A 12,328-nucleotide genomic window follows, 5' to 3' on the forward strand; every position below is an offset into this window, starting at 1 on the left:
TTAAAAAGTCATTGTGATGAGTAAAACTGAAAACTTATTAAAGTTATTGAAGATTAGCTACCCTGTAGTCCAGGGAGCGATGTTAGGTGTTTCCACACCAAAAATGACTGCCGGAGTATCCAATGCAGGTGGGTTGGGAACTCTGGCTGCAGGGGGTCTTTCTCCTGAAAAGACAAGGCAACTTATTCGCGAAACCAAACAATATACAGACAAACCTTTTGCTGTTAATCTTTTTGCACATGATGTACCTGTGAAATTTGATATCCCGCAAATCAGTAAGATGCAGGATTTTCTGCTGTCATTTTGCAAAGCACATCAGATCCCATTTGAAATCAGGAATGCAGAGGAACTGAAGTTCTACGGTTACGAAGATCAGCTTGATGTATTGATTGAGGAGAGCATAGAAATTATCAGTTTTACTTTTGGTATGCTCAGGGAATCAGTAGTTAAGGTACTTAAAGAAAATAACTGTTTACTGGTGGGGACAGCAACTTCTGTAGAGGAAGCTGTGGCATTGGAAAATAGTGGCGTTGATTTGATTACGGCGCAGGGAACCGAAGCCGGCGGGCACAGAGGATCCTTTTTATGCCGGGATCAACTACCTCAGATAGGTTTAATGTCTCTGATACCGGCGATAGCAGATGCAGTTCATCTGCCTGTACTTGCTGCCGGAGGAATTTCAGATAACAGAGGATTAAAAGCAGCTATTGCCTTTGGGGCATCGGGTATACAGGTAGGAAGTATTTTTATTCCAACCGATGAGAGCGCAGCCGTCGAAAGTTATAAGAATGCAGTTTTAACAGCTGCAGATGTAGATACGACTCTTACTCGTGTCTTTTCAGGACGCTGGGCAAGGGGAATTAAAAATGCTTTTATGGAAGCTGTAGAAAACTCAGGACTTGAAATCCCAACCTATGTGATACAGAATAATCTTACTTCAGTGATACGTACTTATGCGCAGCAAAATGATCAGAAGGATTTTATCTCTATGTGGGCCGGACAATCATCCTCAAGAGGTAAGAGGGGAAGCACAGCTGATATCTTTGCCAGTCTGGTTAAAGATGGCTGGTAAGAAGTAATACTCTTTTTCTGATCCTGGAAAGTGAAACGGGAGTAATTCCAAGGGAATTAGCTATGTAACGCTGAGGGATGCGTAATAAAATCTCACGGTCAGTTTTCATCATTTCAAGATAGCGCTCTTCGGGAGTTTTAGTGATAAATGAATTTATCCTGTCTTCATAACAGCATAAATAATATTCTGCAGTAAGCCGGCCAAAACGTTCCATTTTATAGGCCAGCACAGGATGGTTCAGCATTAGTTGCATATTCTGATAAGAAATCAGGATCAGTTCTGTTGGTTCCATCGCCTGTATATAATTAAAAGCTGGCAGCCTGGTTATAAAACTTTTATAGGAGCATATAAATTCCTTTTCAAAACTGAAATAGCCAGAAATCTCTTCGCCGTCTTTGATATTGTAATAACGTGCAGATCCTTTGACAATAAAGCCGATATGATCACAGACTTTGTCTTCCACACAGAAATGGGATTTCTTTTTTAAGGAAGTGAAATCCAGGTGTTGTGTAAACAGAAGCCATTCCTGCTCATTAAAAAGGATGAATCTTTCCAGTTCTTTGCGAAATATATCAAGTGGTGTCAGTGCATCCATGTGATTGAGCTAAAGCTGGTAAGTTAGAAAATATTTAGCTGATCCAGTACCTGGAAATTGTGTCGCGGGTGCCCCTGTAAATTGCCGCATTCAGCCCCCCTGAAATCCAGTTGAATACTGCAGCTTTGTGTTATGAATTACGTATAAATTTCAATGAGTTTAAAAAACACAAGAAGATGACGATGTTCAAAGAAATTAAAGCCTTTAGTGGTTTCTCCGTTGATGAAATTCCACTATCAAGAGAATTTTACAGCCAGACTCTGGGCCTGAAGGTCTCAGAAACTATGGGGCAGATAGTGCTGCATCTGGCAGGCGGTGGGATTGTATTTGTCTATGCTAAGCCAAATCATGTCCCCGCAACTTTTACTGTTCTTAATTTTCCTGTTAAAAATCTGGAACAGGCGATGATTGAATTGCGTAAACGCGGTATACAATTCATTATTTATAAGGAGAAGGATTTTGAGACTGATGAGTTTGGCGTTTTCCACGGTGGTGGACCTAAAATTGCCTGGTTCAAAGATCCATCAGGTAATATCCTGTCAGTATTGGAAGAAGAGTAATATAGTTTCAAAACAATGGTTTTGCTAAGCACAAAGCCATTGTTTTGTATTAACGCGAACAATTTTATGCCGCATCGTAAATAACAACTTTTTCAAATAAACTGCGGAATTCATCGAGAAAAGCTACGTGAAGTGCATGTCCCTGATAGATATCATGTCCGGCAAGGTCTTCGAAAAATAGTACTAATGAAAAACTATAGGTAGTATCAACCACAGCGCGCTCGATAGGAGCTGGAACACCCACATGAATAGTCGTTACAGATTCTATTTTTTCTAAGGATTGAAGACCTTTTTTAAATGCATTTTTTTGATCATCAGTGGTATCGGCTTTTAACCAGAATAAAACATGGTGTGCTATCATAATATCTTTTTTATGCAAATGTAGCAACCAGTATCGTTTTACCAAGAAAAAGGTCAATGATGGATTGATGGTATATTTTTAAAAAAGGGTATATTTAATAAAAAAAAATAAGAAAATGATAAAACTTGGTCTTCTGCTTACTAATCAATACAGGTTATTGAGTGTAGCGGCAATATTAGATGTTTTTGAAACTGTAAATAAACTTTATACCGGTGAAGGTCACCCGGCCCCCTTTCAGATTGACCTGTTTTGCAGTGATGACAGTCTGTTGAGTAATCCAGGAACTTATTTTTATGGATATCAGCCCAAATCTATTGAGCTTCCTTCCAAACAGGATCTCGTACTGATTCCATCCTTTATTAATGAAGACATTAAAAATGCGATTGAAGAAAATTACTCCGCAATTACCTGGCTGAATAAACAATATCAGGAAGGTGCCGAGTTAGCAAGTTTCTGTACCGGAGCTTTTCTCCTAGGCGCTACAGGACTGCTGAATGGAAAAATAGCAACTACCCATGTGGATGCCTGTTCTGAATTTGCATCTGCTTTCCCTCAGGTTAGTCTTCAACCTGACAAAACCGTAACACAGGATGGCAGATTATATACAAGTGGGGGAGCTACTTCAAGTTTTCATTTAATGCTTCACCTGTTACAGATACATTGCGGTAATTTAATGGCAATTAAAATCGCTAAATTATTTGCCATTGACATGGACAGGCATACACAGTCTTACTTTAATACTTTCCAGATTTCAAGAAAACATAATGACGATCTGGTTGCCATGGCCCAGCAGAAAATAGAAACGGCTTATCATAATACCGGTACAATTGAGGAAATGATTAAGGATATTCCTGCAAGCAGAAGAAACATAGTCCGTCGTTTCAAACAGGTGACAGGGATAACCCTCATTGAATATTTGCAGCAGACCCGTATCGAAGCAGCGAAGAAATTACTGGAGCAAACCGTAGAACAGATGACGGAAGTCATTTATAAATCCGGATATAATGATCCAAAAGCTTTCCGGAAAGTTTTCAGGAAAACAGTAGGAATGACACCCAGTGAATACCGGGATAAATTCTATTTAGGAACAAGAGCCTGAAGATAAATATGAACTGGAACAAAAATCAGGTTATCGCACATCGTGGTGCCTTTAGAAAGAACAACTTCCCCGAGAACTCAATTGCCTCTTTAAAAGAGGCAATCAGACTGAAATGTTACGGGTCTGAGTTTGATGTGCACCTGACAAAAGACAAAATCATTGTTGTTAACCACGATGATGATTTTCTGGGGATGCCCATTGCGCTGACTGCTTATTCAGAATTGATGCAAAAAACGCTACATAATGGGGAACACCTTCCAACTCTTGAGAATTATCTGCAGGAGGGAATTAAACAGGATCACACAAAAATGATCCTGGAAATAAAAATTGCACCCAGTCTTCAGGAGACTTTAGAACTTACCGATGCGGTATTGAATCTGGTCAAAAAATTAAATGCAGGTGAATGGATTGAATATATCAGTTTCAGTTATGAGGCATTATTGAGAGTTCTGCAAATTGATCCTGAGGCGAAAACAGCTTTTCTCGCTGAGGTTAATGATGAAAAATCACTGGAAAAATTGAAAAGTGACCGTATTACCCAGGCTGATTATGATTATACGATTTATCAGACCGGGAATTGGTTTAATCAGGCCCGTCAGCAGGAGATAACACTTAATGCGTGGACAGTAGACCAGGAGAGTGATATGAAGAAACTGCTTGCAAACCATATTGATTTTATTACCACCAATGAACCAGAACTACTTTTCGATTTATTGAGAAACAGCTAGAAAACCGGGGGTGTTTCTTTCACATACAGCGGAAAATATTCAGCGGTTAAATAATTTCCACAAAAATTGGTGTTTCTGTTATACGTAGTTTTATTTTTCCTGAGGGGGTAGAAACGATTATTGTTTTCATTTGATTGGCACCAGGAACTAAAAGGTGAACCTTCACCGCTTTTGCTCCTTTTAAATTCAGTTTGAAAAGTTTCTCCCTCCCGCGCTCATCAGGAATGTACAGGACATACATCCTTTTTTTATCCTTTCTGTAAACATCTATTAAAGGGTCCTTGTTGATTGTTTGTTCATAGTGATAGGGTCCAATCAGGTTTTTAACCTGGTAAAAATAGTCAGCAACAGGCCTGCGTTTGTTCTGATCGGCGAAACCAGCTGAAGCATAGGGTGTAGCGTCGTTTACATTAACGTCATCAAGCATATAAAAAAACGATCTTTCTAAGCCATGTCTTGCATATAATAATGCAGAACGGAGCATCCAGTCGGCCTGTGTAATCAATGCAGTCTTATGTTTGATTGGGATGGCTCTCTGAGGGCTTTCAGGGTTAATGTCATAACCAGATTCAGTTACCCAGACTTCCAGCTGACCTGCGTGTTTTTTAGACACGGCCATAAAATCATCGGCCACTTTTCCGGCTTCTGACAGCTCAGGAGCTTTGCCAACAGTACGCTGATCATGAGCAGGGGTGGCATCATTTGCATAGAAGTGATAATTAATTACATCAAAACACAGATTAATCTTCCCATCTGGCAGATATCCTCTGTTTTTTTTGCACCACTGAATCATTCTGATCACATAATCCGGGTTGGGAAAGGCCAGACCAGCCATCACTACCTTCATCGTTGGATCAGCACTTTTAACACCAACATCCTTTCCTAACGAACCTTTATGACCATCATAGAAGGCAGATAAATTAGCTGCATATTCTTCTGGACTCTGATGTCCTTTTGCACCTTTCCAGTCTTTATCTCTTTCGTTGTCGCATTCTATATAATGCACCAGGCCCAGTCCTGTTTTTATCGTATTAACAGGGTCATCTTTCCATCTCGGCTGCTGATATACGCTGATCAGCTTCCGGTCAATCTTTTTATTGTTTCCATACCTTGCTGCAAACTGAAATGCTGCCTTTGCCTGTAGAATATAAGATGCTGGAACGTAGTGGTTTGATCCGAAAGGTGCAGGTACATTATCTACATCCCTGAGTTCATGTGGATAGGTGCTAATCAACCAGGGAGGGCAGTTTTTCAGGCAGCTTAATACATCTATATGATTAGCTGCGCAGATCTCATATACCTTGTCATAGTTGAAACCTCCTGAATGTGTGGGGTTGAAGGTGTACCTCCCTTTTTCAGGTTCTATTCTTTCCCAATCCATGTAATGACGGAAGCCACCAAAAGACTGCATAACTTTCACTTTTTGTGGATTAATACGGTCACTTTTATCATCGAAAAAATCCCATTCAAAGCCATTGATCCCCAAAAAATTTTTGAAGATGGCACCACTTTGTTGCCGAGTCTTTAATTTGATCGTTTCTGATGGTATCGTTTGCTGAACACAAGTTAAAGGACTAAATAAAAGATAGGAGAAAGCAACGGAAAGAAAGATTAGTTTCAACATATGGAACAGTTATTGATTATTGGGTATATATCATGATATAAGATTGACAATTTTTTGATTACCAGAACCGATTGTGAAGCGATTACGTAATTGAGAAAAAACATTTATAACTTGTATGTTTAATGACATATCTTTGATATATAAACAAGAGTTTAAAATTTTTTTTTGTTGAATAAATCATTTTGTAAAACAGAATTCATCTCATAAATATCAGTCAAAAAAAAATGGATAGTGTCTCTTTTGAAAAAAAACAAATCTTAATAGTTGATGATGAACCTAGTATTTTAAAACTGCTTCATTTCATTTTATCTAAGGAATATCGTATTCATGCTGTAGAAAGTGGCTATAAGGCGCATTTATGGTTGGAGGATGGTAATTTTCCCGATATTATTATTCTTGATTTGCATATGCCTCATTTTGATGGAACGTCATTTTTGAAGAGCATCAAAATAAGTGGTTTTTACAGAGAAATCCCTGTTATCATTCTTTCAGCCGCTGAAGATCTGGATCAAATTGTATTAAATATACCTTTTAAAGTAGAAGGTTATTTCCCAAAACCTTTTAACCCTGAAATTCTGAAAAATAAGATTTCAAGCGTACTCGCAGAACAACAAACCTCCCTTGCCAAATAGATAATGGATTACAATTATAAAGGACTAAGATTAGTTTATTCAGGTACTCAGCTTACTGAGGCATCAGCTGCCGAGTTGAGTCAGGAATATAATGTCGTTAATGTAGACGACGAGTCTAAACTCGAAGCTTATCTGAATACACAGTCTCTTTTTTCAACACCTGATGTAATCATGATTGAAGTGAAGGATGAAGAACGTGTTTTTTCAATTGTAGAGAAAATTAAAAACAACCCGCTGACTAGTGGACTGATTATTGTTTTACTTGGGAATGCGCCGGACGTTAAACTAAGACAAAGGGCAATTAAGGCAAAAATACATGATTTGTATTTTGCGCCTTACCAGATGGAAGATCTGAAAGACCGGTTAAATTTTTTAATTAAATTCAAACTGATCAAACCAAATATCGAGCAGCTTTCTGTGATTAAGAAAGAAAGGGCAGAATATAAAATCCCTACTCCGAAAAGAGTATTTGATGTGGTTTCTTCGGGTGGCATACTTTTAGTATTATCACCTGTGCTGTTGATTATTGCTGCTCTGATCCGTTTAGACTCGAAAGGACCGGTGATCTATAAAAGTAAACGCGTAGGGACAGGGTATAAGATTTTTGATTTTTATAAGTTCCGGTCCATGAAAGCAGGGGCAGATAAAGAACTTAAAAATTTGTCCGCACTCAACCAGTATTCGGATGACGGAAGTGGTGCAAATGCATTTGTTAAAATCAAGAATGATCCCAGAGTAACTAAACTGGGTAATTTTCTGAGGAATTCAAGTTTAGATGAATTGCCACAATTGTTTAATGTACTGAAAGGTGATATGTCATTAGTAGGCAACAGGCCATTGCCCTTGTATGAAGCAGAGATGCTGACTTCAAATGAATGGTCTATGCGTTTTCTGGGTCCTTCAGGATTAACTGGTTTGTGGCAGATCAGTAAACGCGGAAAAGGGGAGATGTCAGACACTGAGCGTAAGAAGCTGGATAATTTTTATGCCAGGAATTACTCGGTATGGTTTGATATCAAAATTATCCTTGGAACTTTTCCAGCCCTTTTCCAGAAAGAAAAGGTCTGATTATTGTATAAATGCAACCAAATCAATTAAATTAATAAACGACATGAAACCATCATGATTTTTCAGATCACACAAAGAAATGAACATAAAATCATAATAGCTTCATAACCATTAAAAAATAAATATAAACGACATGAAAAAAATAGCCCCGCTCTCTCTCTTATTTCTTGCCTTTTTCGGTTTCCAGGCTTCTGCCCAGGAAACAATAATCGGTGAGGTTAATTATCAACTTTTACAGAAATATATAGAAGCAGCCAAAGAATACTTTCCCAGAAAAAAGATATTTGATCAGAAAGTGATCAGTGCTCAGACGGCCATTCCGATCAATACGGTTTCCTATCTGGACATTCTGAATGCTTCATATTTCTACAGACCAGATAATTCTACAGTAATTACGACCCCTGGGAGCGGTAACCTTGCCAATCCATACTCTGTAAATGGTTTCCAGTTTGGTGTGAATATCAACATTGGTAACTTCCTGCAGAAACCTTATATGGGTAAAAAAGCCAGAGCTGAATATAAAGTTGCTAAATTAGAGGCTCAGGAATACGATAACACATTGGCTATTGAAGTTAAAAAAAGATATTATAATTACGTACAGCAGATTGCACAGTTGAAAATCAATACACAAAGTGTACAGGACAATAAAAACGTAGCTGACAATCTGAAGTATAAATTTGAGAAGGGTGAGATTTCACTGGATACTTACAATCAGTCAAGAATCAACCTGGCTTCAGCAACAACTGGGAAAATACAATCTGAAGTAAATCTTCTGGTAGCCAAAGATGCATTAGAAGAAATTATCGGTAAACCACTTTCAGAGATTAAATAAATTATTTAGAATAAATGGATTTTAAGGCTTTTTTAAGGCATATCAACAGATACAAATGGATCATTATAATTGTTCCTCTGGTTACGGTATGTATTACTTTTTTTATGGTGAAGAATCTGCCTAAGCAGTATAATTCACAGGCGCAGATCTCAACCGGGCTCGTAGACCAGTCTAAACAACTATCTGCAAACCAGAATATGGATTATTTCAAGACAAGCCAGCAGTTTTCCAATATTATTGAAAAACTGAAGATGAAAAAGATCATGAGTATTCTTTCTTATAATCTGATGCTGCATGATTTAGAAAATCCTAAAAATCCATTTAAAAAATACAGTGAAAAGGTTGAGGCACTCACACCGGCGAAAAGAACCGAGCTTATCGCTCAACTGCAGGAAAGGCTAATTAAGAAAGAGACGCTTGCTCTTTCTGATAAAGGAAACAATGAATTGTATGATCTGGTAGCTTCAATGGGCTACGATGAAGAGACCATTAATAAGAACCTGACGGTTAACCGTACTGATGGAAGTGATTTCATCAATGTTAGTTATATTTCTGCAAATCCGGCGCTTTCTGCATTTTTAGTCAATACACTGACTACCGAGTTCATTCAGAATTATGGTCAGGATGTTAATTTTAACCAGAATAACTCCCTAGCCCTGTTAGATTCATTGCTTAAGAAAAAAGAAGCAGTAATGAATGCCAAGAATGCAGCCCTGAAGAACTTTAAAATGGCTAATGGCGTGTTAAACCTGGATAAACAATCTGAGATTGCTTACTCACAGATTTCACAGAACGAAGACCGGAAGGCGCAGGCTTTAAGAGATATACAGGCCAACCAGGGTGCTATTGCATCAATAGAGGCCAAACTCCGTGGTAAGGATGCTTATACAGGTGGTAATGTAGTCTCAGATAACAGGGATATCGTTGATATTAAAAATCAACTGAAGGTTGCAAATGACCGTTATATCGATGGGAATTTTAAGGTGGGTGATAAGAAATCAATAGATTCACTGAACAGGATACTGAGCGCGAAAACCTTAAGAAATTCGGATAATAACATAGTTGACCCCACAGTAAATAAACAAAATCTGATTCAGCAGAGATCCGCATTGGATGTATCCATGAACCAGGCTAAAAGCAGTATTGCTTCAATTGATAAGGAATTAGCTCAGCTGAAGTCAAAATATAATACAATGGTTCCGTTTGATGCAGGTATTCAGAATTATGAAAGAGATGCAGATCTGGCTACTAAAGATTATATGGATGCATTGAACAGATATAATCAGACCCGTACCGAACAAAATATCGGGCTGAAACTTAATATTGCGCAGGTTGGTCTGATCGGAACACCAGAACCCTCCAAAAGATTAATCTACATTGCCCTTTCAGGCATATCTAGTTTCTCTATTTGTTTTATGGCAGTGGTTGCCTTATTCTTCCTGGATAACACGATCAATAATTCAAAACAAATGATCAGTGCAACTAATATGCCGGTCCTAGGGAACCTGAGTTATGTGAATATACAGGGTAAGTCACTCAAGAGCATTTGGAATGATGCAGAAACACCCAATTTTATTGCATTTAAGAACCTGCTCCGCTCGCTGAGACTCGAGTTAACCAATAAATTGGATGCAGACGAAAGTCAGATCCTGGGCGTGACCAGTCTGGCTTCGGGAGAAGGTAAATCTTTTATCGCTTCAAGTTTAGCACATGCTTTTGCGATGACAGGGAAAAAAGTATTGCTGATAGGTGGCGAAACGCAACGCATAGAGAGTGCAAATACAAAAGAACTTGCCATCAGGGATAATTTTGAAACCTTCCTGATCAAACGTGAAATTCAGACACAGGATCTCATTACAGTACTGAATAAAAACAATGATAACACTTCCCTGCTGGAAATTCAGAGCTCCAAAAATCTCAGAGCTGGATTTGATGTGCTGAGAAAAGAATTTGATTTGATTATCATTGATATTAATAGTTTGCGTGATATCAACGTAGCTAAAGAATGGCTGATGTTTACTGAAAAAAATATAGCTGTTTTTGAAGTTGGAAAGGCATTATCCGATACAGATAAAGATTTGTTGGTATATTTAAGAGAACAACCTGGATTTATAGGATGGGTTTTAAATAAAATTAAACTCAACGGAGAATCTAAATCGTAATTTTACCTGATAGAGTTAGCTGTCACTTAAAATTTGGTTTTCTTATTTTATAAATAAAGAATGGATAAAGCGGCTTCGTTTTATAAAAGCAATAAATTAAGCATCATTATATTATCAATTGTAATATTAATCTGTTTAGGTATTTGTTTATTTGTTGTTGATTTTGGTATTCTGCTGCCCGTTGCTGTAATTGCTGTTTCATGTTTGATCGCTGTGCAGATTTCCTTTATCCGGCAGCCCCGAATGATCATATGGCTGCTGGTCTTTTACAGTTTCACCTTTGGGATCCTGGGTAGAGAGATTGGACATTTCCCTTTTGGGACTTTACAGGAAGGAATTCTTTTATTAGGCTGGTTAACACTTGTTTTTACAGCAGATCAATACAACTGGAAGCTATTGAATACCGATCTGGTTTACCTGTTACTGTTCTGGTTTATGATCAGTGTTTTTCAGGTGGCTAACCCTGCCGGAGCTAGTGTACAAGGCTGGTTGCAGGAGATCAGGGCGGCAGCATTATATCCTTTTGTCCTTGTTCCGATGGGGTTTCTACTTTTAAAGAGGAACCGCGACCTGAATGTGTTTTTATATCTTATTCTCGGTTTATCCCTACTGGCTTCCCTTAATGGGATTAAGCAGCTCTATATTGGCCCTTCGCCCGGAGAACAGCGTTTTCTGGATGAAGGTGGTAATATAACCCATATTCTCTGGGGCAGACTAAGGGTTTTCTCTTTCTATAGTGATGCAGGTCAGTTTGGCGCTTCCCAGGCACATATCGCGCTGATTGCTTTAATCCTGTGTTTGGGCCCTTTCAAAATATGGAAACGGGTAATTTTATTTGGCCTGGCAATGATTATGGTTTATGGTATGCTTATTTCAGGTACCAGAGGTGCACTCTTTGCCCTGATCGTGGGGATATTTTTAGCCATCCTGTTGAGTAAAAAGTTTAAAGTCATCATTATTGGCGGGATCATTGCTTTGTCCTTCCTGTTTATGCTGAAGTATACCTCCATAGGAAATAATAACTATCAGATATTCAGACTCCGTTCTGCACTTGATCCAAAAGAAGCCTCTTTAAATGTTCGTCTGACCAATCAGAAAATCCTGAGAGAATATTTAAGCAGCCGGCCTTTTGGTGGTGGTTTAGGCGTAATCGGAGTTTGGGGTGAAGCCTTTAATAAGGACAAATTTCTCTCCACTATACAACCAGATAGCTATTGGGTAAAAGTGTGGGCAATGTATGGAATTGTAGGTTTCACCATTTGGTTTGGGATTATGATGTATATTCTGGGTAAGTGCTGTGGAATAGTCTGGAATATAAAGAATGAAAAGCTCAGGATAAAAATGATAGCTTTAACTGCCGGCTATGCCGGTATATTGTTTTGTAGTTATGGAAATGAAGTAATTAATACTGCTCCATCCTCCTTTGTTGTCTATGTATCATGGGTGTTTATATTTATCAGCCCGGCTTTAGAGAAAGAATTGAAAGAACAGGAAAATAAAAATCTAAATACAGCTTAATATGCCATACGAAATATTTGCTATACCTGCATTGATCTGTTTCTTTTACGGATTTTTCAAAGGATTTAAAATCATGA

General features: G+C 38.2%; 12 protein-coding genes. 9 read left to right on the top strand and 3 right to left on the bottom strand.

The window, feature by feature from the left end:
• Positions 1-16 precede the first annotated feature (16 nt).
• Positions 17-1,072: an NAD(P)H-dependent flavin oxidoreductase gene (locus HDF25_RS01035; RefSeq protein WP_184621875.1), complete on the top strand. Its 1,056-nt coding sequence runs from the start codon at positions 17-19 to the stop codon at positions 1,070-1,072.
• Here the strand turns inward: HDF25_RS01035 and HDF25_RS01040 are convergent.
• Positions 1,056-1,667: a Crp/Fnr family transcriptional regulator gene (locus HDF25_RS01040; protein ID WP_184621877.1), complete on the bottom strand. Its 612-nt coding sequence runs from the start codon at positions 1,665-1,667 to the stop codon at positions 1,056-1,058. The genes HDF25_RS01035 and HDF25_RS01040 overlap by 17 nt on opposite strands.
• A gap of 182 nt (positions 1,668-1,849) precedes the next feature.
• On the opposite strand from HDF25_RS01040, the gene HDF25_RS01045 reads away from it, so the two are divergent.
• The gene (locus HDF25_RS01045; protein ID WP_184621880.1) at positions 1,850-2,227 is read left to right on the top strand and encodes a VOC family protein; all 378 of its coding nucleotides are present in this window, start codon (positions 1,850-1,852) and stop codon (positions 2,225-2,227) included.
• A 64-nt stretch (positions 2,228-2,291) separates the two neighbouring features.
• Here HDF25_RS01045 and HDF25_RS01050 read toward each other — a convergent pair whose 3' ends face one another.
• The gene (locus tag HDF25_RS01050; protein ID WP_184621882.1) at positions 2,292-2,588 is read right to left on the bottom strand and encodes a Dabb family protein; all 297 of its coding nucleotides are present in this window, start codon (positions 2,586-2,588) and stop codon (positions 2,292-2,294) included.
• Positions 2,589-2,703: 115 nt separating this feature from the next.
• On the opposite strand from HDF25_RS01050, the gene HDF25_RS01055 reads away from it, so the two are divergent.
• Entirely contained in the window at positions 2,704-3,687 is a 984-nt protein-coding gene (locus HDF25_RS01055) for a GlxA family transcriptional regulator (protein ID WP_184621884.1), read from the top strand.
• Positions 3,688-3,695: 8 nt separating this feature from the next.
• Positions 3,696-4,415, top strand: a complete 720-nt coding sequence (locus HDF25_RS01060; RefSeq protein ID WP_184621886.1) for a glycerophosphodiester phosphodiesterase — start codon at positions 3,696-3,698, stop codon at positions 4,413-4,415.
• 46 nt (positions 4,416-4,461) lie between these two features.
• Here the strand turns inward: HDF25_RS01060 and HDF25_RS01065 are convergent, their stop codons facing one another.
• Positions 4,462-6,039 carry a beta-galactosidase gene (locus HDF25_RS01065; protein ID WP_184621888.1) on the bottom strand — a complete coding sequence of 526 codons (1,578 nt, stop codon included), beginning with the start codon at positions 6,037-6,039 and terminating at the stop codon, positions 4,462-4,464.
• Positions 6,040-6,263: 224 nt separating this feature from the next.
• On the opposite strand from HDF25_RS01065, the gene HDF25_RS01070 reads away from it, so the two are divergent.
• The 5 genes from HDF25_RS01070 to HDF25_RS01090 all read left to right on the top strand — a co-directional run bounded on the left by HDF25_RS01070 (position 6,264) and on the right by HDF25_RS01090 (position 12,251).
• Entirely contained in the window at positions 6,264-6,671 is a 408-nt protein-coding gene (locus tag HDF25_RS01070) for a response regulator transcription factor (protein ID WP_184621890.1), read from the top strand.
• Positions 6,672-6,674: 3 nt separating this feature from the next.
• Complete coding sequence (locus HDF25_RS01075) at positions 6,675-7,739, top strand: sugar transferase (protein ID WP_184621892.1); 1,065 nt, start codon at positions 6,675-6,677, stop codon at positions 7,737-7,739.
• Positions 7,740-7,872: 133 nt separating this feature from the next.
• A complete protein-coding gene (locus HDF25_RS01080; protein ID WP_184621894.1) occupies positions 7,873-8,571 on the top strand; it encodes a TolC family protein in 699 nt (232 codons plus the stop codon).
• Between the two features lie 14 nt (positions 8,572-8,585).
• Positions 8,586-10,733: a GumC family protein gene (locus tag HDF25_RS01085; RefSeq protein ID WP_184621896.1), complete on the top strand. Its 2,148-nt coding sequence runs from the start codon at positions 8,586-8,588 to the stop codon at positions 10,731-10,733.
• A 243-nt stretch (positions 10,734-10,976) separates the two neighbouring features.
• The gene (locus HDF25_RS01090; RefSeq protein ID WP_184621898.1) at positions 10,977-12,251 is read left to right on the top strand and encodes an O-antigen ligase family protein; all 1,275 of its coding nucleotides are present in this window, start codon (positions 10,977-10,979) and stop codon (positions 12,249-12,251) included.
• The last annotated feature ends 77 nt before the right edge of the window (positions 12,252-12,328 follow it).

This window comes from Pedobacter cryoconitis, assembly GCF_014207135.1.
GTDB classification, from domain to species: Bacteria; Bacteroidota; Bacteroidia; order Sphingobacteriales; family Sphingobacteriaceae; genus Pedobacter; species Pedobacter cryoconitis_D.

Excerpts from the sequence above, each read along its gene's own strand:
- HDF25_RS01090 (WP_184621898.1), top strand. The coding sequence starts at position 10,977 with ATGATCATATGGCTGCTGGTCTTTTACAGTTTCACCTTTGGGATCCTG.
- HDF25_RS01080 (WP_184621894.1), top strand. The coding sequence starts at position 7,873 with ATGAAAAAAATAGCCCCGCTCTCTCTCTTATTTCTTGCCTTTTTCGGT.
- HDF25_RS01035 (WP_184621875.1), top strand. The coding sequence starts at position 17 with ATGAGTAAAACTGAAAACTTATTAAAGTTATTGAAGATTAGCTACCCT.
- HDF25_RS01075 (WP_184621892.1), top strand. The coding sequence starts at position 6,675 with ATGGATTACAATTATAAAGGACTAAGATTAGTTTATTCAGGTACTCAG.
- HDF25_RS01050 (WP_184621882.1), bottom strand. The coding sequence starts at position 2,588 with ATGATAGCACACCATGTTTTATTCTGGTTAAAAGCCGATACCACTGAT.
- HDF25_RS01040 (WP_184621877.1), bottom strand. The coding sequence starts at position 1,667 with ATGGATGCACTGACACCACTTGATATATTTCGCAAAGAACTGGAAAGA.
- HDF25_RS01085 (WP_184621896.1), top strand. The coding sequence starts at position 8,586 with ATGGATTTTAAGGCTTTTTTAAGGCATATCAACAGATACAAATGGATC.
- HDF25_RS01060 (WP_184621886.1), top strand. The coding sequence starts at position 3,696 with ATGAACTGGAACAAAAATCAGGTTATCGCACATCGTGGTGCCTTTAGA.
- HDF25_RS01070 (WP_184621890.1), top strand. The coding sequence starts at position 6,264 with ATGGATAGTGTCTCTTTTGAAAAAAAACAAATCTTAATAGTTGATGAT.
- HDF25_RS01055 (WP_184621884.1), top strand. The coding sequence starts at position 2,704 with ATGATAAAACTTGGTCTTCTGCTTACTAATCAATACAGGTTATTGAGT.
- HDF25_RS01065 (WP_184621888.1), bottom strand. The coding sequence starts at position 6,039 with ATGTTGAAACTAATCTTTCTTTCCGTTGCTTTCTCCTATCTTTTATTT.
- HDF25_RS01045 (WP_184621880.1), top strand. The coding sequence starts at position 1,850 with ATGTTCAAAGAAATTAAAGCCTTTAGTGGTTTCTCCGTTGATGAAATT.